Annotated in this window: 19 protein-coding genes and 1 pseudogene; 3 read left to right on the top strand and 17 right to left on the bottom strand. The window is 67.5% G+C overall.

The features are described 5' to 3' along the window. Positions 1-7: 7 nt before the first annotated feature. The 7 genes from CFB81_RS18690 to CFB81_RS18660 all read right to left on the bottom strand — a co-directional run bounded on the left by CFB81_RS18690 (position 8) and on the right by CFB81_RS18660 (position 9,004). On the bottom strand, positions 8-1,153 hold the full coding sequence (locus CFB81_RS18690) for a glycosyltransferase family 4 protein (RefSeq protein WP_089436142.1): 1,146 nt from the start codon (positions 1,151-1,153) through the stop codon (positions 8-10). Positions 1,154-1,196: 43 nt separating this feature from the next. Then, on the bottom strand, positions 1,197-2,156 hold the full coding sequence (locus CFB81_RS18685; RefSeq protein ID WP_089436141.1) for a glycosyltransferase family 2 protein: 960 nt from the start codon (positions 2,154-2,156) through the stop codon (positions 1,197-1,199). A 62-nt stretch (positions 2,157-2,218) separates the two neighbouring features. Then, positions 2,219-4,444, bottom strand: coding sequence for a polysaccharide biosynthesis tyrosine autokinase (locus tag CFB81_RS18680; RefSeq protein ID WP_069618550.1), 2,226 nt, complete (start codon positions 4,442-4,444; stop codon positions 2,219-2,221). A gap of 50 nt (positions 4,445-4,494) precedes the next feature. Continuing rightward, positions 4,495-5,673 (bottom strand): polysaccharide biosynthesis/export family protein, encoded by a 1,179-nt coding sequence (locus tag CFB81_RS18675; protein ID WP_069618551.1) that lies wholly within the window; start codon positions 5,671-5,673, stop codon positions 4,495-4,497. After that, positions 5,667-6,110, bottom strand: coding sequence for a low molecular weight protein-tyrosine-phosphatase (locus CFB81_RS18670; RefSeq protein WP_006482944.1), 444 nt, complete (start codon positions 6,108-6,110; stop codon positions 5,667-5,669). Before CFB81_RS18670 ends, CFB81_RS18675 begins: the two co-directional genes overlap by 7 nt. A 30-nt stretch (positions 6,111-6,140) precedes the next feature. Next, positions 6,141-7,556 (bottom strand): UDP-glucose/GDP-mannose dehydrogenase family protein, encoded by a 1,416-nt coding sequence (locus tag CFB81_RS18665; protein ID WP_089436140.1) that lies wholly within the window; start codon positions 7,554-7,556, stop codon positions 6,141-6,143. 74 nt (positions 7,557-7,630) lie between these two features. Beyond that, positions 7,631-9,004, bottom strand: a complete 1,374-nt coding sequence (locus CFB81_RS18660) for an undecaprenyl-phosphate glucose phosphotransferase (RefSeq protein ID WP_089437057.1) — start codon at positions 9,002-9,004, stop codon at positions 7,631-7,633. A gap of 431 nt (positions 9,005-9,435) precedes the next feature. Here CFB81_RS18660 and CFB81_RS18655 point away from each other — a divergent pair, with 431 nt between their 5' ends. Beyond that, entirely contained in the window at positions 9,436-10,992 is a 1,557-nt protein-coding gene (locus CFB81_RS18655; protein ID WP_089436139.1) for a mannose-1-phosphate guanylyltransferase/mannose-6-phosphate isomerase, read from the top strand. A 163-nt stretch (positions 10,993-11,155) separates the two neighbouring features. Here CFB81_RS18655 and CFB81_RS18650 read toward each other — a convergent pair whose 3' ends face one another. Together CFB81_RS18650 and CFB81_RS18645 are read right to left on the bottom strand one after the other, a co-directional pair. Beyond that, positions 11,156-12,097, bottom strand: coding sequence for a transposase (locus CFB81_RS18650; protein ID WP_069618554.1), 942 nt, complete (start codon positions 12,095-12,097; stop codon positions 11,156-11,158). A gap of 727 nt (positions 12,098-12,824) precedes the next feature. Further along, positions 12,825-13,406: a DUF3501 family protein gene (locus CFB81_RS18645; protein ID WP_089436138.1), complete on the bottom strand. Its 582-nt coding sequence runs from the start codon at positions 13,404-13,406 to the stop codon at positions 12,825-12,827. A 154-nt stretch (positions 13,407-13,560) separates the two neighbouring features. Here CFB81_RS18645 and CFB81_RS18640 point away from each other — a divergent pair. Beyond that, positions 13,561-13,764, top strand: a pseudogene (locus CFB81_RS18640) (zinc ribbon domain-containing protein); the annotation flags it as partial. A gap of 46 nt (positions 13,765-13,810) precedes the next feature. Here the strand turns inward: CFB81_RS18640 and CFB81_RS18635 are convergent. From CFB81_RS18635 to CFB81_RS18600, 8 genes are all read right to left on the bottom strand, one after another. Next, positions 13,811-15,148, bottom strand: a complete 1,338-nt coding sequence (locus tag CFB81_RS18635) for a heterodisulfide reductase-related iron-sulfur binding cluster (RefSeq protein ID WP_089437056.1) — start codon at positions 15,146-15,148, stop codon at positions 13,811-13,813. A 121-nt stretch (positions 15,149-15,269) separates the two neighbouring features. Then, a complete protein-coding gene (locus CFB81_RS18630) occupies positions 15,270-15,692 on the bottom strand; it encodes a rubrerythrin family protein (protein WP_006497294.1) in 423 nt (140 codons plus the stop codon). Between the two features lie 337 nt (positions 15,693-16,029). Further along, entirely contained in the window at positions 16,030-18,834 is a 2,805-nt protein-coding gene (locus tag CFB81_RS18625; RefSeq protein WP_089436137.1) for a filamentous hemagglutinin N-terminal domain-containing protein, read from the bottom strand. Positions 18,835-18,984: 150 nt separating this feature from the next. After that, positions 18,985-20,685, bottom strand: coding sequence for a ShlB/FhaC/HecB family hemolysin secretion/activation protein (locus tag CFB81_RS18620; protein ID WP_089436136.1), 1,701 nt, complete (start codon positions 20,683-20,685; stop codon positions 18,985-18,987). 440 nt (positions 20,686-21,125) lie between these two features. Beyond that, a complete protein-coding gene (locus tag CFB81_RS18615; protein WP_089436135.1) occupies positions 21,126-22,394 on the bottom strand; it encodes an RNA polymerase sigma factor in 1,269 nt (422 codons plus the stop codon). Continuing rightward, positions 22,391-22,807 (bottom strand): VOC family protein, encoded by a 417-nt coding sequence (locus CFB81_RS18610; RefSeq protein WP_069618560.1) that lies wholly within the window; start codon positions 22,805-22,807, stop codon positions 22,391-22,393. The genes CFB81_RS18615 and CFB81_RS18610 overlap by 4 nt, the downstream gene beginning before the upstream one ends. A gap of 26 nt (positions 22,808-22,833) precedes the next feature. Next, positions 22,834-23,253 carry a YciI family protein gene (locus CFB81_RS18605; protein ID WP_069618561.1) on the bottom strand — a complete coding sequence of 140 codons (420 nt, stop codon included), beginning with the start codon at positions 23,251-23,253 and terminating at the stop codon, positions 22,834-22,836. Between the two features lie 125 nt (positions 23,254-23,378). Beyond that, positions 23,379-23,732 carry a YciI family protein gene (locus CFB81_RS18600; protein ID WP_069618562.1) on the bottom strand — a complete coding sequence of 118 codons (354 nt, stop codon included), beginning with the start codon at positions 23,730-23,732 and terminating at the stop codon, positions 23,379-23,381. A gap of 206 nt (positions 23,733-23,938) precedes the next feature. On the opposite strand from CFB81_RS18600, the gene CFB81_RS18595 reads away from it, so the two are divergent. Beyond that, positions 23,939-25,810 (top strand): ExeM/NucH family extracellular endonuclease, encoded by a 1,872-nt coding sequence (locus tag CFB81_RS18595; protein ID WP_089436134.1) that lies wholly within the window; start codon positions 23,939-23,941, stop codon positions 25,808-25,810. The last annotated feature ends 265 nt before the right edge of the window (positions 25,811-26,075 follow it).

Genomic DNA, 26,075 nt, shown 5'->3' with positions numbered 1-26,075 from the left:
TGCGCGCTCACTGCGACGAAGGGTGCGAATCGGCGAGCGGCATCGCGACGCCGGCCGCCGCGGGCGTGCGGCGCCGGCGCAGCATGTCGCGCGTGATCCGCACGTGCTGCTCGGCGAACGCCTGCGTGGTCAGGTCGCGCTCGCGCAGGCACGCGGCGGCCGCCCGCGCGCAGTCGAGCGCCGCCGCCGGATCGGCGACGAAGCGGTCGGCGGCCTGGCGCATCGCCTGCGCGTCGAACGCCGGCACATACGCGGCCGTATCGTGCGGGAAGTAGTCGCTCAGGCCGCCCACGTCGGACACGATCATCGGCTTGCCGACGGCCGCCGCCTCGAGCATCACGGTGATGCCCGACGCATGGAAATTCGGCCGCAGCGGCACGACGATCACGTCGGCCCACGCGTATAGCTCGTGCTGCTTCGCGAGCCCCGACGCCGCGCCGATCTTCACGTTCGGCGCGTGCCATTCGCGCGGCACGCGGCGGCGCGTCGCGAGCCGCACGTCGTAGCGTTCGTCGCCGCCGAACGCGGCGAGGAACGTGCGCCAGTCGCGGTCGCGGTCGTTGCCGATCGCGGCGATCCGCAGCGGCCGGTTCGGCTGCCACTGCCGCGGCTCGACCGGCGGGAAATCCTGCGTATTCAGCCCGTAATAGACGAACTCGGCTTCGCGCCCCAGGTAGCGGCGGCACAGGTCGGCGTTGTCGCGGGCGAGCGTGGTCAGCACGTCGGCGCGCGCGAGCAGCTTGCGGTACAGCCAGCGGCGCGGGCCGCCGAAGCTGCCCCACTTGTCGAACAGCCACACGCTCTGCGCGAGCAGCAGCGGGCGCTTGCCCTGCGCGCCGGCGAGCTTGAGGATCAGCGCGGCGGCCAGATACTCCTGCTCGGTGTGCGTCCAGATCACGTCGCTCGCGAGCAGCGCCGCGCGGTTGCGCCACGCATGCACGACGTCGAAGCCGAGCGCCGCCTTCAGCGCGCGGCGCGCGACGCTCACGACGCGGTTCTCGCGGACGTCCTGCGAATAGGTCAGCCGGAATTCGTCGGATTCGGCGTGGTGATAGCCGTACAGGCAGCCGATGTCGTCGCCTTTCCGGTAGGTACGCGGATCGGCGCCGTAGAACAAATGGACGTGAACGTTCGTTGCAGCCTTCGTGGTCATGCGAGCCCTCCGGGCATGGCCGCGCGCGAGGCGCGCGGGCCGTTCAAGACGTCACCGGCGGCATCGCCGCACGATGGGGGGCAAGGTTGGTGCGACGCGCATCGCGCGCGCCGCGGCGCACCGCGCGCCAGTGCGCGAGCACGCGGGCGCGCCGCGCGGTCGGCAGCGCGAGCAGCACGTGCGCGAAGCCCGGATAGACGCGCGTGCCGACCAGCGCCCACCACCACCACGCGATCTCGCGCCGCAGCGGCGGCAGATGCTCGCGCAGCGTCAGTTGCAGGTTGTACGCGCCGTTGCTGATCGCGTTCAGCGACGCCGCATCGCGCCGGTCGTCGTCGAAGCGCTCGGCCGGGAAATGGTCGACGGCGATCGCCGGGTCGTACAGCAGCGTCCAGCCCGCGCGCTGCACTTCCATGCTGAACGCCATGTCGTTGTGCACCTGCGCGCCCGCGCCGCGCAGCCGCGTGTCGAAGCGCAGCCGTTCGATCGCCGCGCGGCGGTAGCTCATGTTCGCGCCTTTCAGCATGTCGACTGCACGCGCGCCGCCGACGCCGAGGTGATGATTGCCGATGATCTTGCCCGACAGCGTGAGCTGACCGACCAGCTCGCGCGATTCGTCGAGCAGGCGGCCCTTCTCGTGCACCCAGTCGCGGCCGCCGACCGCGCCCACGCGCGGGTCGGACAGGAACGCGGCTTCGATGCGCGCGAGCCAGTCGGGATGCGGCGCCGCATCGTCGTCGGTGATCGCGACGATGTCGCCGTTCACCGAGTCGAGCCCCTTGTTCAGCGCGGCGACCTGCCCCGCCACCTCCACCGGCACGATGCGCAGCGGCAGCGCGCCGCCGACCGCCGGATCGGCGAGCCGTTCGTGCGTGGCGTCGTCCTCCGGGCGCGCGACGACGATCACCTCGTCGGGCAGCCGCTGCTGCCGCTGCAGCGCCAGCAGGCAGCGCGCGAGGTCGGCGGGACGCCGATAGGTCGGAACGAGCACGGAAATTTTCATCAAGGATTCTCCAGTCGGCCGGGCAGGCGCCGCTCGCGCCGGCCCGGTGTCGTGAAATGCGATCAAGCGCTCAGGTATTCGTGCACGGCCGCATAGCCGCGGCCGTAGCCGCGCGCCTTCGGCGGCACGCCGTTGAAGATTCCGCCTTCCAGGTCGACCCCCGCGGTGCGCAGACGCTTGATCGCATCGGCGATCTCGCCTTCGGTATGCATGCCCGAGCGCAGCACGAGGAACGTCGAGCCGGCCATGCGGCCGATGATGGTCGCGTCGGTCACCGCCAGCACCGGCGGCGAATCGATCAGCACGACGTCGTAGCGCTTGCCGAGCCCCTCGAGGTATTGCGGCAGGCGCGTCGACATCAGCAGCTCCGACGGGTTCGGCGGACGCGTGCCGGCCGCGATGAACGACAGGCCCTGCACCGGCGTCTCGCGGACCGCTTCCTCGAGCGGCGCCTGGTCGCTCAGCAGCTCGGACAGGCCCGGCTGCACGGTCAGCCCGAAGTAGCGGTCGAGCATCCCGCGACGCATGTCGGCGTCGATCAGCAGCACGCGCTTGCCCGAATGCGCGAGCAGCACCGCGAGGTTGACCGTCAAAAAGCTCTTGCCGATGCCCGGCGTCGGCCCGGTCAGCACGATCACGCGGTTCTTCGCGTCCATCATCGCGAACTGCATCGCGGTGCGCAGGCTGCGCATGCTTTCGACGCTCAGGTCCTTCGGGCGCAGGCTCGCGAGGATCGGCCGCGCACGGCTGCCGCCCTTCTCCGCGGCCGCGTCGAGCTTCACCTGCTCGGCGCTTTGCGGCACCAGCCCGTACAGCGGCAGGTTGAACGTGCGTTCGATGCGGTCCGGATCCTCGATGCCCTGGAACAGGTTGCGACGCAGGAACACGACGCCCGTGCCGAGGATCAGCCCGAGGAACACGGCGGCCGACAGGATCAGCACCTTCTTCGGCTTGACCGGCGCGCCGGGACGCAGCGCCGAATCGATGAGGTGGATGTTGCCGCCCGTGCCGGCCTTCTGCACCGACAGCTCCTGCACGCGGTTCAGCAGCAGCACGTAGATGTCCTCGGCGACCTTCGCATCGCGCTGCAGCTGGACGGCCTTCACCTCGGTCGCCGGCAGGCTGCGGAAGCGGTTGCTGAACTTGTCCTTCTCGCCCTGCAGCTCCGCGAGCTGCTGCTTCGCGGCGATCACCATCGGGTGCGAATCGGTGAAGCGCTGCGCGAGCGACGCGAGCTGCAGGCGCTGCGCGGCGATCTGCTGTTCGTACTGCACGCTGCCCTGGAGGTAGACCTTCGCCTCGTCGCTCGCGTTGATCGAGCCCGACGTGCGCTGGTATTGCGTGAGCGCGGCTTCCGCGCGTTCGAGGTCGGCCTTCAGGCGCGGCTCCTCGCCCTTCAGGAAGTCGAGCATCTTGGTCGCCTCCGCCTGCTTCGCGACCACGTGCTGGTTCAGGTACGACTGCGCGAGCGCGTTCGCGATCGCGGCGGTCTGGTCCGGGTCCTTGCCTTCCAGCGAAATCTGCACGACGCCCGTCTGCTTGCCCTGCTCGCTCACCTGGATGCCGGCCTGGAAGCCGCTGATCGCGTCGAGATCGTTGTAGCGCACGACCGTGAATTGCGTGCCGGGGCGCGCGACGAGCTTCCGCACGAGCAGCGTCACGCCGCCGCCCTGCGCCGATTCGCCGACGCGGCCGGCCAGCAGCCGCGTGCCGTTCTCGTCGACCAGCGAATAGGTGCCGTTCGGACCGGCCGTCAGCGTCAGCTTCTTGCCTTCGAGCGCCGGCACGACGCTGATCGAATCGACGTCGGCGAGTTCGCCGCCCCACGCGTACGACTTCAGGCCGAGCCACGGCCGCGACGGCTCGCCGGGCGTCGCGAGGCGCGCGGCGAGGCTGCCGAGCACCGGCAGCGTCTTCGGCGCGACCGAGAAGTTCAGCTTGAACTGTTCGACGACCGGCGTGACGACGCCGCGGCTCTTGATGATCTCGATTTCCGCATCGGTCGGCGCCTGCTGCGGGCCGCTGTTGATCGACGCGCCCGTCTGCGTCTGCGTGAGCGCCTGCGACGTGTTGTCGTTGCCCTCGACCCGCACGTGCACGTCCGCCTGGTAGACCGGCTTCGCGATGAAGCAGTAGAGGCCGGCGAGCGCGACGACCGTCACCGCGATGCCGAGCAGCAGCCAGATGTCGTCCATGATGACCTGGAGCAACTGGCCGAGAACGACGTCCTCTTCCTCGGTCTTCGCGGTCAGGTCCGCGTAGGAGTGTTTCGCTTGCGTGTTCACCATTCGTTCCCGCTTGAGTGGTGCCGGGGGGCGGACGCCGCCCCGGCGGGCTATCAGCGCGTGATTTGCCGCATGTAGAAGATCGTCTGGATCGTCGGCAGCACCTGCTGCAGCACACGGTTGAACTGCACCGAGCCGGCCGTGCTGACGTAGACGACGTCGAGCGGCTGAAGCGGGAAGCGACTCGACAGCATCAGCGCATCGGGCTGCGTCATGTCGAGACGGAACACTTCAGGCTTCGTCGGGTTGTCGCGCATCCCGCGCATCACGTAGATCTTGCGCGGGTTCGCGTCGGTGTCGAGAATCCCGCCGCCCGCGGTCAGCGCGTCGGCGATGGTCAGCCTGCCCTTGAGCATCGGCACCGTGACCGGCGTCTTGACCTCGCCCATGATGAACACGCGGCTGTCGCTGCGATCCGGCACGTTGACGATGTCGCCCGGCTGCAGCATCACGTTTTGCTTCACCTCGCCGCGATCGAGCACGCCGTTCGCGTCGAGCGTGTACAGCTTGCCGTCGCGCGTCAGGCGCACGCGCTGCAGGTCGGCCTCGGCGGTCGAGCCGCCGGAGCGCGAGATCGCGTCGACGAGCGTGAGCGGCACGTCGCTCACCGCGAGCGGGCCCGGCTGCTTCACCTCGCCCGTCACCTGCACCTTCTGGCTGCGGAACGACAGCACGCGCACGTCGAGCTGCGGATTCTTCACGTAGCGCGCAAGGCTGGACGCCATCTCGTCGCGGATCTGCCCGACCGTCTTGCCCGCCACGCGAATCCGGCCGACGAACGGGAAGAAGATCGTGCCGTCGGCGGCGACCGTCTGGCCGTACGGATCGGCCTGGCCCGGCAGCGCGGTCGTATACGGCTGCTGCAACGCGCCCGCGACCGATTGCGTCGTGTTGCCGCCGCTCGAGAACGACTGGCCCTGCGGCGTCGTCAGCTCCGGGTGGTCCCAAACGGTGACGCCGAGGATGTCCTGCGGGCCGACGCGATACGTGTACTGCGACGGATCGGTATAGCGCCCGGGCGGCAGCGGATGATCGACCTGCGCTTTCTGCAGCTGGTCCATCACCACTTTGGCGTCGATGTAATGAACCGGATAGGTTTCGGCCGCTTCCTGCCGGCCTTCGTCCTTCAAGTTCGACGAGTCGAGGTAGTTGCCGGGCGCGGTTGCACAGGCTGACAGGAAAGTCGTCAGCGCGACGGCAAGCGCCACCGGGCGCATCGGGCGTTTCAGCATAGTTTCTGTAGCCATCCTTGAACCAGACGTTCGATCAGTGAGTAGCTCTCGCGGTAGTCGGCCTCGGGGCCGCCGTGCGGGTCCGCGATCTCGGCCCCCTCCCACTTGCCGAGCAGGTGAACCTTGCCGCGCGCGAACGGATCGACCGCTTCGACGGCCGCGATCTGCCGGCGCTCGCTGACGAGAATCAGGTCGGCGTCGCGCACGATCCGGCGCGACAGCCGCCGCGAGCGATGAGTCGTCGCATCGACGCCCCGCTCGGCCAGCAGTTGCCGCATCACCGGATCGATGCCGTCGCCGTCGTTCGCGTGGACGCCGGCCGAATGGAACGTCGGGCGCGGGCCGCCGCGCGACGCGGCGTGCGACTTGAACAGCATTTCCGCCGCCGGGCTGCGGCAGACGTTCGCGTGGCAGACGATCAGGATGTTCCGGAACATGGCGTCTCGTAACGAGTGACGAAAAACGGGTTACGCGCTGGCGCGCGCGGCGCCCGGCACGCGCGCGGCGACGGCCTGGCGCGAGCCCGGCCGGCCGATCGGGTGGTACTCGATGCCCTGCTCGCTCATCGTCTCCGGCTCGTACAGGTTGCGGCCGTCGAAGATCACGGGCGCCTTCCACAGCCGGCCGAGCGCGACGAAGTCGGGGCTCTTGAACGCCTTCCATTCGGTGACGATCACGAGCGCGTCGGCGTCGCGCGCGGCCTGCGCCTCGTCGTCGACGAAGGAGAGGCGCTCGAGCCAGCTCGGGTGATCGGCGAGATCGAGCGCGATCACGCGGCGCGCTTCCTGCTGCGCGACCGGGTCGTAGGCGGCGACGCGCGCGCCGCGCGACAGCAGTTCGGCGATCAGCTCGCGGCTCGGCGCCTCGCGCATGTCGTCGGTGTTCGGCTTGAACGCGAGGCCCCACAGCGCGAACGTGCGGCCGCTCAGGTCCTCGCCGAAACGCGCGACGATCTTGTCGGCGAGCACGCGCTTTTGCGTCGCGTTGACCGACGACACGGCCTTCAGGATCTGCAGCGACTGGCCGTGCTCGTCGGCCGTGCGGATCAGCGCCTCGACGTCCTTCGGGAAGCACGAGCCGCCGTAGCCGCAGCCGGCGTACAGGAAGTGGTAGCCGATGCGCGGATCGGAGCCGATCCCGCGGCGCACGGCCTCGATGTCCGCGCCGAAGCGGTCGGCGAGGTTCGCCAGTTCGTTCATGAACGAGATGCGCGTCGCGAGCATCGCGTTCGCCGCGTATTTCGTGAACTCGGCCGAGCGCACGTCCATGTACAGCGTGCGCTCGTGATTGCGGTTGAACGGCGCATAGAGCTTCTTCATCAGCTCGCGCGCGCGCTCGCCCGGCACGTCGTCGTCGCAGCCGATCACGATGCGGTCCGGCCGCGTGAAATCGTCGACGGCCGCGCCTTCCTTCAGGAATTCCGGATTCGACACGACCGAGAACATCGGGGCGTCGCCGCCGCGCTTCGCGAGCTCCTCGGCCACGGCCGCGCGCACGCGCTCGGCCGTGCCGACCGGCACCGTCGACTTGTCGACGATCACCTTGAAGCCGGTCATGTATCGGCCGATGTTGCGCGCCGCCGCGAGCACGTACTGCAGGTCGGCCGAGCCGTCCTCGTCGGGCGGCGTGCCGACCGCGATGAACTGCACGTCGCCGTGCGCGACCGCGGCCTCGATGTCGGTCGAGAAGCGCAGGCGGCCGGCCGAGCGGTTGCGCGCGATGACTTCCTTCAGGCCCGGCTCGTGGATCGGCACGCCGCCGTCGTTCAGGATGTCGATCTTTGCCTGGTCGACGTCGAGACAGAACACGTCGTGCCCGATGTCGGCGAGACAGGCGCCGGTGACAAGCCCTACGTAACCGCTGCCGATGATAGTCAGATTCATGATGTGTCGGACCCCTTGACCAATGATTCGAAATTCGGAAAACCGGAATGCCTGCGCGACGCAGCGCGTCGGTGTCAGTACGCGTTGCTGCCGGTGAAGCCTTTCCACAGCGTCAGCACGACGATCTTGATGTCGAGCCAGAACGACCAGTTCTGCATGTAGTACAGGTCGAGCTTCACGCGGCCCATCATCTTCTCGATCTGGTCGGTCTCGCCGCGATAGCCGTTGATCTGCGCCCACCCGGTGATGCCGGGCTTGATCCGGTAGCGGAACATGTAGCCCTTGACCAGATCCTTGTAGATGTCGTCGTGCGCGAGCGCATGCGGGCGCGGGCCCACCACCGACATCTCGCCCTTCAGCACGTTGATGAACTGCGGCAGCTCGTCCAGGCTCGTGCGGCGCAGGAACCGGCCGACCGGCGTCACGCGCGAGTCGTTCTTGGTGGCCTGCGTGACCTGCCCGGCCGCTTCCTGGTGCACCTTCATCGAGCGAAACTTGTAGATCTCGAACTCGTGCCCGTCGATGCCCTTGCGCTTCTGCCGAAAGAACACCGGCCCGCGCGAGGTCAGCTTGATCAGCGCCGCGATCAGCACCATCACCGGCGCGAGCGCGGTGAGCGCCGCCAGCGCGAACAGCCGGTCGAACACGAACTTCGGCAGGATCCGCACGTCGGTGATCGGCGACGCCGCGAGGTTGATCGCCGGCACGCCGAGCACCTCGACCACTTCCTGGTTGAAGAACGACAGCGTGCGCACGTCCGGGATGAAGCGAATGTTCACGAAGTCGTGGCGGAACACCGTCACGATCTGGTGAATCCGGCGCTCCTCCGTGATCGGCAGCGTGAGCCACAGCTCGCTGATCGCGCGGCTGCGCACCAGCCACACGAGCGATTCGAACTGCCGCTCGATGCGCACGTCGTCGAGCGCGACTTCGCCCGGCGCCTCGCTTTCGTCGTACACGCACACCGGGTTGAAGCCGGCTTCCGGCCGCGCCCGCATCTGCGCGATCAGCCGCCGCGCCGCCGGCGTGCCGCCGACGATCGCGACCGCCTTCAGGTTGTAGCCGCCGCGGCGCAACTGGCGCAGCACGACGTGCACGCAGGTCTTCGAACCGGCGAGCAGCGCCATCGTCACGAGCGCCCAGTAACCGAGCCACAGCCGCGACAGGTCGCCCGACTGATGAAAACTGAAACTCATCAGGATGCCCGCGAGCTCGACCGCGAGCCACGCGAACGCCACGCGCATCACCAGCCCGACGAGACGCTTGCCGCGCCACGACTGGTAGATGCCGACGGCCGGAAAGAACACGACGACCAGCAGGCAGTCGAACAGCACCGTCGTGCGCTGCAGGTCGCTGAGCCCGATGCTGCCGTCGTGCAACGCGGCCGCGATCAGCGCGCCCGTCACGACCATCGCGATATCGATGACTCTCGCCAGCACGCTCAACATGTCTGTTTCCTCTTCTTTGAACAGGCGTTTGCCGAACAGCGCCTTGCGCGACCCGTGCCGCACATTCGATTCAAACGTTGCATGACGCTATTGAAGCGACAAGAAAATTCCGCCTCAAGCGCACAAGTATTTCGAAAAATAATCGGAAATTCTTGCCGCGATCTTTTTTAATTAAATCGGCAGGTTTTCCCGAATCGGGCCCGAACGAGGATTTTTTCTGAATCTTTACGCTTTCCGCTCACCCTTTGCAGGCGGGCATGACAGGCGCACGACCGGAATTATTTTTTATTTTTTTATTTGCGGCCGGTGCTACCGCGGAAAATTCTCCCGGATGACGGCGCGGCGGATATCCGGTATTGGGTCCGGTTTTATTGTCGATTTACTTCATGCTACAACGACAGGCACTGACTTCAACCGTGGAGAGTGTCATCATGAATGCTCCGGCAGTGGTCGCCGAAACGCGCCATTCTTCTTCCGCCGCACCCGATGCCGGTATGCCCGCAGCCGGTATGCCCGCCGTCGGCACCCGCCTCGCCGTGCAGCCCGTGATTCTCGCCGGCGGTTCCGGCACGCGCCTGTGGCCGATGTCGCGCGAGCGTTTTCCGAAACAGCTGATCGGCCTGCTCGGCGATCATTCGCTGCTACAGTCCACCGCACTGCGCCTCGACGGCCTGACGGCCGAGCACCCGCTGAACGACGACGTGCTGATCGTGTGCGGCGAGGATCACCGCTTCACCACCGCCGAACAGCTGCGCCTGACGGCCAAGCACGCGACCATCATGCTCGAGCCGCTCGGCCGCGACACCGCGCCCGCGCTGACGCTCGCCGCGTTGCGGCTCGTCGCCGGCGGCAACGACGCCGTGATGACCGTGATGCCCGCCGACCATGCGGTCGCGGACGTGCCGCGCTTTCACGCGGCCGTCGCGGCCGGCGTGCACTGCGCGGCACAAGGCAAGATCGCGACGATGGGCATCGTGCCGACGCACGCGGAAACCGGCTACGGCTACATCCGCGTCGGCGCGCCGCTCGGCGACGCCGGAACGGGCGCCCTCGACGTCCGCCGCCTCGACCGTTTCGTCGAGAAGCCACACCTCGAACTCGCGCAGCAGTACGTCGCGTCGGGCGAATACTGGTGGAACAGCGGGATCTTCATCGTGCGCGCGTCGGTCTGGCTGAAGGCGATCCGGCAACTCGAACCCGAGATCTACGCGGCCTGCGAACAGGCCGTCGCACAGGGCAAGGAAGACGGCGATTTCTTCCGCGTCGATCGCGATGCATTCGCCGCGTCGCCGTCGAACTCGATCGACTACGCGGTGATGGAGCCGCTCGCGAGCCTGCCGCAACTGTGCGAAAGCGTCGTCGTGCCGCTCGACGCGGGCTGGTCGGACGTCGGCTCGTGGGACGCGATCTGGCAGATCTCGCCGAAGGACGACGCCGGCAACGTCGGCCGCGGCCACGTGCTGTTCGAAGGCGCGGACTCGACGTTCGCGCATTCGGAAAGCCGGCTCGTCGCCTGCGTCGGCACGCAGAACCTGGTCGTCGTCGAAACGCCCGACGCCGTGCTCGTCGCGGATAAATCGCGCGTGCAGGACGTGAAGAAGATCGTCGGGCACATCAAGGCGCGACAGGGCACCGAAGCGACCGATCACCGCAAGGTGCATCGTCCGTGGGGCCACTACGACTCGGTCGACACGGGCGAGCGCTTCCAGGTGAAACGCATCGTCGTGAAGCCGGGCGCGCAACTGTCGCTGCAGATGCACCACCACCGCGCCGAACACTGGATCGTCGTGCGCGGCACCGCGCGCATCACGCGCGGCGACGAAACGTTCCTGCTGTCCGAAAACGAATCGACGTACATTCCGCTCGGCGTCTCGCACCGCCTCGAAAACCCGGGCAAGATGCCGCTCGAACTGATCGAAGTGCAATCGGGCGCGTATCTCGGCGAGGACGACATCGTCCGCTTCGACGATACCTACGGCCGGCAGTAACGCGCATGCAACAAAGGGCGCCGCTTCGACGGCGGCGCCCGGGCAAGGGTCTGTTCACGCTAACAACGGGCTTGCGAACGTGCCCTAGGCAGACATGGAGACACGGGACTTCCGCGCGGGCGTCGTGGCACACGACGGCCCGCGCGTGACACGGCAACGGCGATCAGCCCACGCGATACGCGTATTCGCGACGCTCCGCCTGCACGGGATCGTTGCGGCTTTCCGACAACGCGCCCGCGCGACGCTCGGCGATGAAGCGCTTGATGTCCGATTCCGCGCGCGCCAGCGCCGACAAGCCGGCCAGCACTTCGCCCTGCGGCTCGCGCGCCGGGGCGTCGCTCGCACCGTGGCGATCGATCCACTGGCGCGCCCAGTCGAGCGCGTACTGCTCGGCTTCCTCGGCGTCGGTGAAGCGCGGGCCGATCAGGCCCGAGCGTTCGACCCGACGGTCGTCCTGCGAGATCTCGGCCCACGCGCGATACATCAGGTTCTGCACGGGCTGCGCGATGCCGCTGATCGTATAGCCGCGATACTCGTCGACCTGCGGCTCGGCCGCGGCGAAGCTCGCCGCCGACGCGCGCGCATGGCGCAACTCCGTGCCCGGCGCGCCGGGCACGGTAAACGACACGTCGGCGCGGCCGGTCACCTGGTCCTCCGCCATCGCGCTCAGCGACGCACCCTCGTCCCGCCAAACGTTTGCCTGCGCAACCGGCAATTGCCACGACTCGGGGTTCTGCCAGAATACGCCGCGCAGACGGTCGTTGTCGGGCGCGGGCTCCGCGCGGCGAGCCGGCACGACGGCCTCCGGCGGCGGCGGAATATACGCGAACGTGCGCCCGCTGAACTGGGTCAGCACGTCGATCATCTTCAGCAGCGTGCCGTTCGCGAGCCACTCCTCGTAGCGACGACGGCACGTCGGCCCGGACGGATAGCGACCGGGCAGCTTGGACCAGGCTTCCCCGGTCGTCAGGATCCAGAGCACCGCGTTCGCGACGACGCGCGGTTCGGCACGTGGACGCCCACGACGGTTCAGCCTGATGGGTTCATCGGCGATCAGCGCTGAAAGGCGAAACCACTCTTCATCGTTAAGCTCATCGAAGAACATAGTCGATCTCTCCACGCAGCCAGGCCGGGGCTGCGATTGGCGGCGCCGTCACGACACATCGCGTCGCGGGGCGGCCAGGTTGCACATTATGGTTATCCGGCGTTGTGCATACCGGGCGACACCGCACTTTCACGGTGCCGCGATTCCCGGCAATGGCGCACAAATCGCGGTCTCACTCCAATGTGGGAATTTTTGTGCACGAAGCATACCATCCTTAGGGTTTATCTCAATATGACAATGACTTAATGTTACGCACTGAAACAACCTGCCATCGGCGAGCAATCCATTTACGCTTGAATTTTTTTGCGGGATCTTTATGCCGATGGCTGCAAAGGCCCGGCTGACGGGGCTCCGCAGCGTCTGAGGAATGCGCTGCACCGGTGGTTACAGGCTGGTCCGACCCTTGCCGGCAAGCTCTTCCGGAATGGCTTCCGGAAATCGGTAAATCATGGAAAATTTCGTAACGAGCCATTCGCAAATCGGTAAATCATTCAATTTGAGCTAAATCAAATTATCTCGATGCACAATCTTTTTATTGTTTCGCTGCGAGGAATGAAAATACGCTGACGTAGCGCGCCCACTCTGTCCCCGCATGCAAATCCGTCACGCTTGTTACATTTTCGCGGAGACCGGCAAGCGACCGCGCCGCAGGCCGTCGGGCGCTGCTGTTCCGGGTCGGAACGGAAAGCCCGAAGCCGGCGTACGCGGCTCCGCGACGACGGCGGCGCTAGCGCAGATCGCCGACCAGCGACGCGGTCACGTCCGCGTCGATGCGCTGCGCCGGCATCGTGTAGGCCGGGTGATCGCAGCCGATCGACAGCGCCGCCCCGCCCTTGAGCGCCGCGCGCATCGGCGCGTCGAACTCGAAGCGGACGAAGTGCACGGCCGACGTCTTCTCCGCGTTGTCGCGCTCGAGATCCTCGTCGGCGATCGCGTAGACGCTCGCGTGCCCGTCAACCCGCAGGTACACGCGATCCTCGACACCGATCAGCCGCGCGAGCGCCGCGCGCCGTTCGATCTCGTGCTCGTACTCGATCTGCATCGTCGCCTTCAGGTTGGTGCCGTCGGGCACCAGCGGCAGATACGCGTCGAGTTCCCCTTCGATGCCGGCTTCGTCGAAGATCTTCTCGATGTGCAGCATCTCGTGGATCTGGTAGCGGATCGTCGTCTCGTCCTCGAACAGGAACCGCAGGTGGTTGCCGAGCGCCACCGCGCGGCGGCGCTTGTACGCGACGAGCCGCGCGTGTTCGGCCTTGCGGATCTTCGCGTACGCTTCGAGCGTCAGCAGGGAGTCGCGGGTCAGCGTCATCAGTTGCTCCGAGAAACCCCGTCCTTCAGGACGGGGAGGAAAGGGGTGCTGTTGACAGGCAGCTTCTTCCACGGGGTAGGATCACCTGCATGATTCTTGTCTACCGCTACCGCGTGAAGTCGCTCAACGGACTGCTCAACAAGCAGAGCCGTGAGTCGACGAAAGCGGTTCGACCCAGTCCTGTTCGGCGTGCGGGTCGAAAGACAGCACGACGCGGCCGAAAGGTATCGCGGGACTGAGAATAAGAGAGTGGACCTGCAGTGACTGTGGTGTCGAGCATGATCGAGATACCAATGCTGCGTTGAACATTCTCCGATGCGGACGTGCATCGCCAGGTGTGGGAATCCTCTCCCTTTAGGGAGAGGAGAACGTCAAGGATGTCCTCGTGGATGCGCGACCGCGGCTCAGATGCCGTACGCGCGCCGCAGCAGCGTCAGCGGATGCGCGAGCGGCGCCGGCGGCAGCCCGTTCTCGTCGATGCCCTGCACGATGTGATGGCCGGCGAGCGCGCAGTCGGACGACACGACGTCCGGCCGCGGCTCGGCCATCGCCTTGAACACCGGCGCGCCGATCCGCATCGCGTCCGCATGAAATTCCTTCTTCACGCCGAACGTGCCCGCGTGGCCCGAACAACGCTCGACGACGGTCACGCGCGTATCGGGCACGAGCGACAGCGCATCGGCCGTCTTGCGGCCGATGTTCTGCACGCGTGCATGGCACGGCACGTGATACGACACGCTGCCGAGACCGGTCTTGAAATCGGTCTTCAGCAGGCCGTCGCGATGCCGCGCGATCACGTATTCGAACGGATCCCAGAACGCGTCGGCCACCGCGCGCACGGCTGCGTCGGCGGGGAACATCAGCGGCAACTCGCTCTTGTACATCAGCACGCAACTCGGGATCGCGCCGATCAGCGCATAGCCTTCGCGTGCGTAACGTTCGAGCACCGGGATGTTCACCGCCTGCTTCGCGGCGACGCCGTCGAGATTGCCTTGCTCCAGCAGCGGCATCCCGCAGCACGCTTCGCGCGTGACGAGTTCGTACGGGATGTCGTTGTGCGCGAGGATCGCGAGCAGGTCGTGGCCGATCCCCGGCTCGTTGAAATTCACGTAGCACGTCGCGTAGATCGCGACCTTGCCGGGCGTGCGTTCGCCGTCGCGCACGGGCGGGTTCGCCGAGCGCTCGGCTGCGCGCCGGAACGTGCGCGGCGCGAACTCCGGCAGCCACGCGTTGCGATCGACGCCGAGCGCCGCTTCGAGCGCGTGGCGCGCGGGCGGCGTGCGGTTCACCGCGTTGACCGCCTGCGTGACGACCGGAATGCCGGCGAAATGGCCGAGCGCATCGGTATTCGACAGCACCTTGTCGCGCAGCGTCGCTTCGCCGCGCTTGTAGCGCGCGGCCTTGCCGCGCAGCATCAGGTGCGGGAAGTCGACGTTCCATGCATGCGGCGGCACGTACGGGCATTTCGTCATGTAGCAGAGGTCGCACAGATAGCACTGGTCGACGACCTTGCCGAACGCTTCCTTCGGCACTTCGTCGATGTCGCCCGTCGGCGTGTCGTCGACCAGGTCGAACAGCGCCGGAAACGCGCCGCACAGCGACACGCAGCGTCGGCAGCCGGCGCAGATGTCGAATACGCGGGTCATTTCCGCGTCGATCTCGGCCTGGTCGTAGAACGCTTCGGACTGCCAGTCGAGCGGATGCCGGGTCGGAGCTTCGAGACTGCCTTCCTTGTGGGGCATGAGGCGCTCCCGCATGGCGCGCATGTGCGCAAGCGCACCGCCCGCGCGACGCAGGCGGCGATGAACGAACAGCTGCCGCGTGCCGGTCGCGCGGCGATGCCGTGCGGCCTGCGGCGGCCCGTCAGTCGACGAGACTGTCCAGCGCCTTCGTGTAGCGGTTCGCGTGGCTGCGCTCGGCCTTCGCGAGCGTCTCGAACCAGTTCGCGATTTCGTCGAAACCTTCGTCGCGCGCGGTCTTCGCCATGCCCGGATACATGTCGGTGTATTCGTGCGTTTCGCCGGCGATCGCCGATTCGAGATTCAGCCGCGACGAACCGAACGGCAAGCCCGTCGCCGGATCGCCGACGGCTTCCAGGTATTCGAGATGGCCGTGCGCATGGCCGGTTTCGCCTTCGGCGGTCGAGCGGAACAGCGCGGCGACGTCGTTCTGCCCCTCGACATCGGCCTTCGAAGCGAAATACAGATAGCGCCGATTCGCCTGCGATTCGCCCGCGAATGCGGCCTTCAGGTTCTCTTCGGTCTTGCTGCCCTTGAGTTGAGCCATGTGCGCCTCCGTTCGAGTCGGCGCGGCCGCGTGCGACGCCGGGCCGATCAGGTATGTGGGGAACGAAGCACACGCCGGACGCGCACGCTTCGTGCCTTTTAATCTAGGCGCTGGCGTTCGCATCCCCCAATAGGCTTTTTCAATCCGGCCGATAGCGGCCGCCCGCTGCCGGGCGATCGTTCGTGCAAGCGTGCGGGCGACACGACTTCCATCACGGACCGCGGCCGATATCCGGGCCATGACGAAGCGCGCCGTGGCGATGCGAGTGAAGGACCGGGCATCGCCAACGACGCGACGCCCGGCTTGCCCGACTCGGTACGAGCCGTGCGATCGAGGTTTATCGGACCTTGTCGGCCGGCAACGGACGCGCCATGTAGCTGACGACACGCCCAGGCCCCGACATGCGCCCGAAGCCGGTCACGCCGCCGTAGCTGCTGGTGATGCCGGACAACCCGTTGTACAGGCTGCCCATCACGAGGACGGAATCGTCGCCGTGCAGCGTGCCGTCATTGGTCGTATTGCCCATGATCCGCACGTTGCCGGCGTCGATCGTACCGCGGTTGGTCACGTTGCCCATCGCGGACAGCGATTTCTCCGCGTGCAGCGAGCCGGTGTTGACCAGGTTGCTCATCACCTGAATGTTGCGACCGCCGACCGTACCGCTGTTGGTCAGCGATCCCATGAGCTTCAGGGACTCGGCGCTCCCCAGCGTCCCTTCGTTGACGACGTTGCCCATGACCCGAACGTCGCGCCCGTCGACGGCGCTGTCGGCGCCGTTGTTGGCCAGACGGCCAGCGATGTCGAGCGCGCCGTCGCTGTGCAGCGTGCCGGCATTGGTTGCGTTGCCGCTGATCGAGACGCTGCGTCCCTGTACGGAACCGTCGTTGTCGAGATCCCCAGCGACGCTGACAGTGCCGCCGCGAACCGTACCGCTGTTGTCGAGCCCGTTCATCAGCCGCAACGCGCCCGCTTGCAGGTGTCCGGTCGACTCGATCCGCGTCTTGCCGGTAGACGAGATCGAGACGCCACCGGCCGATGCGTCCACCGTACCGGCGATCCTGACGCCGGTTTTCGCCGACGCGCCGACCAGCGCCATCGTGTCCGCCTGCAGGCTGCCCGACGCGGACACGTCGAGCGCCACGTCCGGCGCGTTGCCGCTCGCCGGCCCGGAAAACGTCCGCGGCACCGTCTGCTCGAGCGCCGCCGTCCCTTGATGGGCGATCGCGAACAGCTGCTTCGCGCGTACCGCCGCATCGACCTTCACGCCGCGCGCCACGAGATCGAGCTGATTCGCGCTGCTCGCGTCGAGCCCGTCGCCTTCGATCGTGAGGCGGCCGTCCTCGGTCCGAAATTGCTTGACGCGACCGTACCTGTCGAATTCCGTCGTACCCGCGACAAGCGATACGCGGCTCGCGTTGATGAAGCTCGCGCCGTTCACGCTGATCCCGTTCGGGTTCGCGACGATCACGCGCGCCTTTTGCCCCGCGACTTCCGTCGTGCCTGCGAGCACCGACGCGTTGCCGCCCGTCACCTGGTTCAGGATCACCTGCGCCGACCGGCCGCCGAGCCGCGCGTTACCGTCGATATCGCCGGCCAGTCGCGTGTGCGTGCGCTTCGTGCTGTTGTTCAACACAAGGCCGTTCGGACCGACGTTGTATTCGAGGAACCGGTTCGACGAAATGCCGGCGGCGTCCGGTGCATTGATGTCGACGATCGGCGTGCCGTTCGGCGCGGCGCCAAGCACGGGGCGATCGGCTGCGTTCGGGTCGACGACGAGTTTCGGGTTCGTTTCAACGACTGGCGGTTCCGGGTCGACCGGCGGCTTCGTTTCCGCGACCGGCGGCTCCGGGTCGACCGGCGGCTTCGTTTCCGCGACAGGCGGCTCAGGGTCGACCGGCGGCTTCGTTTCCGCGACCGGCGGCTCCGGATCGACTGGCGGCTTCGTTTCCGCGACCGGCGGCTCCGGATCGACTGGCGGCTTCGTTTCCGCGACCGGCGGCTCCGGATCGACTGGCGGCTTCGTTTCCGCGACCGGCGGCTCCGGATCGACTGGCGGCTTCGTTTCGGCGACCGGCGGCTCCGGATCGACTGGCGGCTTCGTTTCGGCGACCGGCGGCTCCGGCTTGACCGGCGGCTTCGTCGCCTCGTCGTCGTCCGTCCAGTTCCCGCCGATCTGCAGGCCGGACGGCACCGACAGACGCTTCGCGCGCAGCGACCCGCCATTCGAGATCCGGACCTTGCCATCCGACAGCAGCGAGATCGAGCCCGTCACCGCCTCGAGCTTGCCCGAGATATTGATGCCGACGCCCGCCGACGTGCCACGCATGACGATCGAATCCTCGCCATGCACGCTGCCGAGTTTCGACACGTCGATCGCGACACGCGGCAATTCTCCACTCGTCGCAGCATCGAACGACATCGCCTGCGGATTCTCGATGGCGGCCGTCCCTTGCTGGGCGACCGCGACCAGCTTCTTCGCGTGCAGCGCGGCGTTCACCTTCAGGGTGCGCGCCACGAGATCGAGCTGATCCATATTGCGCGCATCGAGCCCGTCGCCGTCGATCGTGATGCGGCCGTTCTCGGTCCGGAATTGCTTGACGTTGCCGATCTCGTCGAATTCCGTCGTGCCCGCGACGAGCGACACGCGGCTCGCGTTGATGAAGCTCGCGCCGTTCACGCTGATCCCGTTCGGGTTCGCGACGATCACGCGCGCCTTCTGCCCCGCGACTTCCGTCGTGCCTGCGAGCACCGACGCGTTGCCGCCCGTCACCTGGTTCAGGATCACCTGCGCCGACCGGCCGCCGAGCCGCGCGTTGCCGTCGATGTCGCCGGCCAGTTGCGTGTGCGTGCGGCCCACGCTGTTGTTCAGCACCAGGCCCGTCGAACCGACGTTGTATTCGGTGAAGCGGTTGGTCGAAATGCCGGCGGCGTCCGGTGCGTTGATGTCGACGATCGGCGTGCCGTTCGGTGCGGTGCCGAGGCCGGGGCGATTGGCCCCGCTCGGATCCACGACGAGCCCGGGCTGCGCGAACGCGGGCTGTGTCGCGAGGATCGGCATTGCAAGCGTGAGCGCCGCGGCAAGCGCGGTGCGCACGGATGGCACGGCCGCACGCCGGCGATGATGGTCGAGTTGATGTTTCATGGTCTTCTCGTTTTTCTGAAGATGAATGACAGGCATGGCTCAGGCCACGCCGGATCGGGCCGGTCCGTCGATCGGCCGATGAACGGGCAAACGTGCTTACATGGCGGTTCCCTCCGTGGCATATGGCGAACGCGGGTGCGCCCGCACCGATCAGAAACGGCTCGTAAGCGACATGAGGAACATGGGTTGCGCGGTTCGCAGCGCGCCCGGCTTGTGAAGCGGCATGCCGAGCGCGACGTCATAGCCGAGCATCCGGTAGCCGCCGCGCACGCCGAGCGCGGCGCCGATCAGCATGCGGCCTCCCCGGCCCGCGCCCTCGTCCGCGCCTTCGCCGACGATCTGGCCGGCATCGAGCGCGGCATAGACCTCGTGCATGCCGAACAACGGCGTCGCCAGCTCGTTGCGCCATAACCAGCCTGAGGCTCCAGCGAGCGTCTGGTTGCCGTCGAACCCACGCACCGTGTAGCGGCCGCCGATCTGCAGGTACTCCGTGGACGGCAGCACGCCGGGCGTGTACTGGAACTGGACGAACCCGCGATAACCGAACGGCCGCGCGCCGATCCGGAACGGAGCATCGGCGCCGAACGCCGCGGTAAACACGCGATAGCGGCCGTCCCACGAGTCCCGACCGTTGATATGGCCGGGGAAAGGACTCAACCCGGCGAGACTTGCGCGCATGCTGATGCTCGCGTCGATGGTCGCGCGCGCGAGCTTCTCGCGATGCGCCGCGCTCACCTCATAGCTGACGATGTCATGGCGCATCACGTCGATACCGATCGGCCCCAACCACGAACGGTCCTCGCGTCGAGCAAGCCGGAAACCGAGCGTGGTCTTGCCGTGACCGGAGCGATACGGCACGTAGCCGATGCCGGCCTCGTAGCGGCGGGTCCGCTGGCCGAACGGCGGCACGACAAGGCCGGGCACATCGTTCAACAGCGCCTGCCGGCTCGTCCACTCGCTGATGCCGAGCGAGAACGACGCATAGCCGATCGGCACGTTCCATGCGGCGCTTTTCGCCTGCGAGCCGATCGCCTTGTTGCCCAGCGATGCGTCCGTGTTGTAGGTGAGGATCAACTGATCGTAGAGCCGCAGCGGCGAATCGATCGCGACGATCGCGCCGAGCTGGTTGCGACCGGTCGCATCGAGCCCGCCGTTGTCGGCCGTCGCGATGAAGCGAAAGCGGCGCGTATCGTCCGGAGGCCGGACGACGATGTCGGTATCGCCAAGCGACGCGCCGGGAACCAGATCGAACGCGGTGGCTGCCTGACCGGGCAGACGACGTATGTTCTCGAGCGCCTGATCGAGATCGCGCACGTTCAGCAACGCGTGCGCGCCGCGCGCAAACGCGATGCGCACCCAGCCGATCCGGCCGCGCTCGTCGCTTATCGCGCCGATGCGGCCGGGAAGCACCTCGATGATCAAGCGTCCCGTCGACAGATCCTGCGACGGAATGCTGACGAGCGACGTGACGTATCCGCGTGCGACGAGACGGCGGCCGATCCGTTCGCGCAGCAGACCCAAGCCTTTTTCACCGATGCAGGCGTGCTCGAACGGGACGGCGTCGCGCAGCCACGGGAATGCGTCGGCGCCGCGCCATTCGATCGTGTGAATGTCGAAACACGGCGTTTCTTCGGGCAATGGCAGCGCGTCGGATTCACGCGGCGGCTTCGCGGACAGCACGTCCGGCCGGTCGAGCATCTGCTGCCGGATCTCGTCGAGCTGTTGGGCCTGATGGCGCTGCGCATTGAGCGGCTGCGCGCCGGACTCGGGGGTCTGGGCAGCCGCGGCAACAGCGAATGCCACCAGGTTCGCGGCGCACAGCGCGCGGCTCGCAATGCGTCGCGGCCGCATGACCAGATCCGGGAAATGACCGATGCGACCGAATCGTATCGGGCCGCGCCCGGTCTCGCATGATGCGCAAGACTGGCGCATGCGGGCGCGTCGCGACTCCGTGGGCTCCATTCGCCCATACTTCTTTTTGTTAACTATCCTTAACACTCGGACCCCGCCCATCGCGCGACATGTCAATCAAGCGCGGATTATGCGAAGCCTTGCATTTAAGTTTCAATTAAAATTATCATCTTGAAATATAATTCGTACACGTATTATTATTTTTTAGCGTCTAATTAGGACATCGCTTAAATCTGCCGACATATCGCGGATCCCGCCGAGAGGCGCCGACTCGTGCGCACCGGCCGGTCATGCCGCATTCGGCGTGTCGTCACCGCACCGCTTCCGGCCGGGCTCGCGAGCATTTCCCGCCGACGCGCCGCGACGGCGCGCGATCCACTTCACGCATCCGTCGCACGCTTGAGCAGCAATTCCCTTTCGCGCGCGTTGCGGGTCAGTTCCGCCGCGCGCCGGAACTCGAGCTTCGCTTCGTCGGTGCGGCCCAGCTTCGCGAGCAGATCGCCGCGCACGCTCGGCAGCCAGTGATAGCGCGCGAGCGCCGGATCGTCGCGCAGCCCGTCGACGAGTTCGAGCGCCGCAGCCGGCCCGAACGCCATTCCCACGGCCACCGCGCGATTCAGTTCGACGACCGGCGACGGCGCGACTTCGGCGAGCGCGTCATACAGCGCGACGATCTGCGCCCAGTCCGTGTCCGCCGCCCGCCGCGCACGCGCATGGCACGCGGCGAGCGCGGCCTGCAGCGCATACGGCCCGCGCACGCCACCGAGCTTCGTCGCCCGTTCCAGTGCCGCGAGGCCGCGCCGGATCAGCAGCGGATCCCAGCGGCTGCGGTCCTGGTCGAGCAGCAGCACGGGCCGGCCCTGCGCATCGACGCGCGCATGCATGCGCGACGCCTGTAGCTCCATCAGCGCGACGAGCCCGAGCACCTCGCTTTCATCCGGCGCGAGCCCGGCCAGCACGCGGCCGAGCCGCAACGCCTCGTCGCATAGCGCCGGACGCATCCAGTCGTCGCCCGCCGTCGCCGCATGGCCTTCGTTGAACACGAGGTAGATCACTTCGAGCACCGACGCGAGCCGCGCGGGCCGCGCATCGGCAGCCGGCACTTCGAACGGCACGTGCGCGGCCGAGAGCGTGCGCTTCGCGCGCACGATCCGCTGCGCGATCGTCGGCTCGGGCGTCAGGAACGCGCGCGCGATCTCGCCCGTCGTCAGCCCGCCGAGCAGCCGCAGCGTCAGCGCGACGCGTGCGTCGGTCGACAGCACCGGGTGGCATGACGTGAAGATCAGCCGCAGCAGGTCGTCGCCGATGTCGTCGTCGCGCGCGTCGGCGAGCGCGTCCGCGATGTCGGGGACGACATGCGCTTCGAGCGCGTCCATCTCGTGGCCGAGCTGGTCGCGCTTCGCCGCATGCAGCGACTCCTGCCGGACCCGGTCGAGCGCACGACGCTTCACGGCCGTCATCAGCCACGCGGCCGGGTTGTCGGGCACGCCGTCGACGGGCCAGTGCTCGAGCGCCGCGACGAGCGTGTCCTGCGCCAGCTCCTCGGCCACGCCGACGTCGCGCACCACGCGCGCGGCGCGCGCGATGATCTTCGGCGCCTCGATTCGCCAGACCGCTTCGATCGCACGATGCGTCGCCTCATGCGTCACGACGCCTGCCCCTGGGCGGACGCCTCCAGCGGCATGGCCATCAGTTCCCACGTGTGGCCGTCCGGATCGGTGAACCCGTGGCCGTACATGTTCGGGTACTCGCGCGGCGCCTGCGGCGCAGCCCCGCCGGCGGCCAGCGCCTTCGCGACGAGCGTGTCGACTTCGGCGCGGCTGTCGCACGACAGGCACGACAGCACCTGGATGTGCGTCGCCGGATCGATGATCGTCTTGTCGGTGAAGGTCTGGAAAAACGGCCGCACGAGCAGCATCGCGAAGATCGTGTCGCTGATCTTGATGCAGGCGGCCTGCTCGTTGGTATAGGCCGGCACGACCTCGAAGCCGAGCGCCTGGTAGAACGTCTTCGCGCGCGGCAGGTCGGCTACCGGCAGGTTGATGAAAACCATCTTGTGCATGACGGGTGCTCCCGGTGAGGTTGGATTCAGGCGTGGCTGCGGCCGACGTGGAGATCGCGGAACCGCTCGACCGCATCGCTCGGCGTGAGGTCGTCGAGCTCGAACAGCGGCCGCACCTCGATCTCGCAATCGAGTTCGGCGCCGAACGGCGCGGGGAACCGGCGGGTCCATTCGAGCGCCTCGTCGCGCGAGCGCACCTGGATCAGCGTGTAGCCGGCGATCAGTTCCTTCGTTTCGGCGAACGGGCCGTCGACCACCGTGCCCTTGCCGCCCGTGTAGCGCACGCGCCAGCCGTGGGCGCTCGGCCTCAGGCCGTTGGCGTCGAGCAGCACGCCGGCCTTCGCCAGTTCCTCGTGATAGACCGTCATCGCCTCGACCAGCCGGTTGTCCGGCAACGCGTCGGATTCGCTGACGGCGTTCGCCCGGATCATGATCATGAATCGCATCGTTCACTCCTTGTCGTCGGTGGAAAGCGGCGCCCGTTCCGCGGCGCCTTACCCGGACGACGGGCGGAAGACGGCCGGATCGACACGCGCCACGACAAATCAGGGTAAATACCGAGTCGCGGCACTCACAGGAAACACGGGCCGACCGCGCGTACCTCGACCGTGCACCATTGCGCGGCCGGGCACTGGCGCGCGATCTCGATCGCTTCCTCGCGCGTGTCGACGTCGACGAGGAAGAAGCCGCCGACCATCTCCTTCGCCTCCGCGAACGGGCCGTCGAGCAGCCGGGTCTCGCCGTCGCGCACCTGCACGCGCGTGCCGCGCTCGGACCGCTCCAGCGACTCGACGCCGCGCAGCACGCCGCGCGCCTTCAACGACTCGGCGAATTCGACCATCCGCGCATAAAGCGCCTGGCCTTCGTCGAGCGTGCGCTCGGCGCGCTGTTCGACCGGTTCGACAATCAACAGCATGTAAGACATGGATTTCTCCTGTGGGAACGGGGTGCGGCGACATGCAGCGGACGAGCGGCACACGACGCCCGGTGCGAAAGCGTAACAGCCGCGGGGCGGCTTGCCGCATCGTTGGCCAACCGGCAATGGCCGAACGGCCATTTCGCCCGCAGCCTGACATTTTGCCTTCAAGATGCGGTCCCGAACTGTCGGATTCTCATCCTGTGGATCGCCCCATGTCACGCCCGCTCCCCCTGCTTGCCGTCGCGCTGTTCGTCGTGGTGTCCGTCGTGCTGTCCGTGGCCTTCTGCGCCCGGCGGACCACCGCCGCGCTGCCGGTCAGCAGCGGCTGCGGCGGCGCAGCCACGGCGATTGCCGAGATCCGCCGCGCCGGCGGTCGGTCGCCGCTCGCCGGGCAAACGACGTCGATCGAGGCGGTCGTCACCGCGGCGTTCGGCGGCGCCGACGGCCTGGGCGGCTTCTTCGTCCAGCAGGCCGACGCACAGCGGCAACGCCGGCCGGGCGTTTCGGAAGGCCTGTTCGTCTACGCACCGGACGCGCGCGCCGAACCCGGCGATCTCGTGCGTCTGACCGGCAAGGTCGACGAGAAATACGGCCGGACGCAGCTCACGCTGTCGGGCCGCGTGGCCGTCTGCGCACGCGGGCAGACGGTCACGCCGGCCGCGCTCACGCTGCCGGTCGCGTCGCCCGCCGTCCTCGCCGCGCACGAAGCCATGCGCGTACGCCTGCCGCAAACGCTGACGGTCAGCGATACCCACGAACTCGGCCGCTACGGCAGCATCGTGCTGAGCAACGGCCGGCTGCGCGTGCCGACCCAGGTCGCGCCGCCGGCCGACGCTGCCGCCCAGGCAACGGCCAACGCATTGAATCGCATCGTGCTCGACGACGGTTCGAACCGCCGCGACCCGGCGACTGCCCGCTATCCGCCGCCCGCGCTGAGCGCCGCCAACACGCTGCGCGCGGGCTACACGGTACGCGGCGTCGAAGGCGTGCTCGAGTTGCGCTACGGCACATGGCGGCTGCAACCGGTGGCCGGCACGGCGCCCGTATTCGATGCCGCCGCGAACCCGCGTACCGCGGCGCCGGCCCGGCATCCCGATGCCGACGTACGCATCGTGTCGTTCAACGTCTTCAACTATTTCAACGGCGACGGCCAGGGTGGCGGATTCGACGCGCCGGCCAACCGCGGCGCGAAAACGGCCGCCGCGTTCGCGCGGCAGGAAGCGAAGATCGTCGCGGCGTTGCGCGCGCTGCGCGCCGACGTGATCGGGCTGATGGAAATCGCGAACAACGGCCACGGCGACGCGAGCGCCATCCGTCGGCTCGCCGCGCAACTCGGCGACGGCTGGCGCGCGGTCGATCCCGGCACCGCGCGGCTGGGCCGCGACGCGATTGCGGTCGCGCTGCTGTACGACAGCCGCACGGTCGAGCCGGTCGGGCGCGCCGCCACCGTCTCGCTCGGCGGCCGGCATCGCCCGCCGCTCGCGCAGACGTTCCGGCGCATCGGCGGCACGCGTGCGCTCACGGTCGCGGTCAATCACCTGAAGTCGAAGAACTGCCCGCATGCGAGCGGCGCCGATCTCGACCAGTCGGACGGCCAGGGCTGCTGGAATGCGGCGCGCACGCGGGCGGCCGCGCGCGTCGCCGACTGGCTCGCCACGTCGCCGACGGGCGTCGCGGCCGCCGGCGTGCTGCTGATCGGCGATCTCAACAGTTATGCGAAGGAAGACCCGGTCCGCACGCTCGAAGCGCGCGGCTACGCGAATCTGGTTGCGCGCTTCGTCGGCGATGCTGCGTACAGCTACGTATTTCGCGGCGAAGCCGGCAATCTCGACCATGCGCTCGCCACGCCGCCGCTCGCCGCGCGCGTGAAAGCCGTGCGGTTCTGGCACATCAATGCGGACGAACCGCTCGCGCTGCAACCCGTGCCCGATTACAAAACGCGCACGCGACGGTCGGCTTATTACGCGCCGGACGCCTACCGCTCGTCGGACCACGATCCCGTCGTCATCGACGTCGCGCTGAACGACACCGGCCCACAGCCGGCATTAGGCACGAATCGTGCGCCTCGATCGAGCGTCGAGTAGTGCATTTGCATCAACGCTCAACCTGCAACGGCACTATTTACCTGATGCCCGTGGGGGCGCCATATTTACCGGACCTTCACTGCGACCCGCTGCTCGACACGCTGTATCGCCCCGACGCGCGAAATTTTTTCAACCGCTGCGCCGCCCCGCGCGACGGGGTTTCCCGGCGATCCGGCTGACGAATTGAAAATTTGTCTCGAAACTCAATCGGATCAAGTGAATCACATTAGTTGCAGCGATTCGTCTTATCTTCAAATTGCCTGGA

It is taken from the genome of Burkholderia sp. AU28863 (assembly GCF_002223195.1).
GTDB classification, from domain to species: Bacteria; Pseudomonadota; Gammaproteobacteria; order Burkholderiales; family Burkholderiaceae; genus Burkholderia; species Burkholderia sola.
Note: the sequence above shows the minus strand (reverse complement) of the source record. Positions and strands in the feature narration are given on the sequence as shown.

What these genes read in the sequence shown, in the direction of transcription:
- CFB81_RS18690 (WP_089436142.1), bottom strand. Translation starts at nt 1,153, where the DNA reads ATGACCACGAAGGCTGCAACGAACGTTCACGTCCATTTGTTCTACGGC.
- CFB81_RS18685 (WP_089436141.1), bottom strand. Translation starts at nt 2,156, where the DNA reads ATGAAAATTTCCGTGCTCGTTCCGACCTATCGGCGTCCCGCCGACCTC.
- CFB81_RS18680 (WP_069618550.1), bottom strand. Translation starts at nt 4,444, where the DNA reads ATGGTGAACACGCAAGCGAAACACTCCTACGCGGACCTGACCGCGAAG.
- CFB81_RS18675 (WP_069618551.1), bottom strand. Translation starts at nt 5,673, where the DNA reads ATGCTGAAACGCCCGATGCGCCCGGTGGCGCTTGCCGTCGCGCTGACG.
- CFB81_RS18670 (WP_006482944.1), bottom strand. Translation starts at nt 6,110, where the DNA reads ATGTTCCGGAACATCCTGATCGTCTGCCACGCGAACGTCTGCCGCAGC.
- CFB81_RS18665 (WP_089436140.1), bottom strand. Translation starts at nt 7,556, where the DNA reads ATGAATCTGACTATCATCGGCAGCGGTTACGTAGGGCTTGTCACCGGC.
- CFB81_RS18660 (WP_089437057.1), bottom strand. Translation starts at nt 9,004, where the DNA reads ATGTTGAGCGTGCTGGCGAGAGTCATCGATATCGCGATGGTCGTGACG.
- CFB81_RS18655 (WP_089436139.1), top strand. Translation starts at nt 9,436, where the DNA reads ATGAATGCTCCGGCAGTGGTCGCCGAAACGCGCCATTCTTCTTCCGCC.
- CFB81_RS18650 (WP_069618554.1), bottom strand. Translation starts at nt 12,097, where the DNA reads ATGTTCTTCGATGAGCTTAACGATGAAGAGTGGTTTCGCCTTTCAGCG.
- CFB81_RS18645 (WP_089436138.1), bottom strand. Translation starts at nt 13,406, where the DNA reads ATGACGCTGACCCGCGACTCCCTGCTGACGCTCGAAGCGTACGCGAAG.
- CFB81_RS18635 (WP_089437056.1), bottom strand. Translation starts at nt 15,148, where the DNA reads ATGCCCCACAAGGAAGGCAGTCTCGAAGCTCCGACCCGGCATCCGCTC.
- CFB81_RS18630 (WP_006497294.1), bottom strand. Translation starts at nt 15,692, where the DNA reads ATGGCTCAACTCAAGGGCAGCAAGACCGAAGAGAACCTGAAGGCCGCA.
- CFB81_RS18625 (WP_089436137.1), bottom strand. Translation starts at nt 18,834, where the DNA reads ATGAAACATCAACTCGACCATCATCGCCGGCGTGCGGCCGTGCCATCC.
- CFB81_RS18620 (WP_089436136.1), bottom strand. Translation starts at nt 20,685, where the DNA reads ATGCGGCCGCGACGCATTGCGAGCCGCGCGCTGTGCGCCGCGAACCTG.
- CFB81_RS18610 (WP_069618560.1), bottom strand. Translation starts at nt 22,807, where the DNA reads ATGCACAAGATGGTTTTCATCAACCTGCCGGTAGCCGACCTGCCGCGC.
- CFB81_RS18605 (WP_069618561.1), bottom strand. Translation starts at nt 23,253, where the DNA reads ATGCGATTCATGATCATGATCCGGGCGAACGCCGTCAGCGAATCCGAC.
- CFB81_RS18600 (WP_069618562.1), bottom strand. Translation starts at nt 23,732, where the DNA reads ATGTCTTACATGCTGTTGATTGTCGAACCGGTCGAACAGCGCGCCGAG.
- CFB81_RS18595 (WP_089436134.1), top strand. Translation starts at nt 23,939, where the DNA reads ATGTCACGCCCGCTCCCCCTGCTTGCCGTCGCGCTGTTCGTCGTGGTG.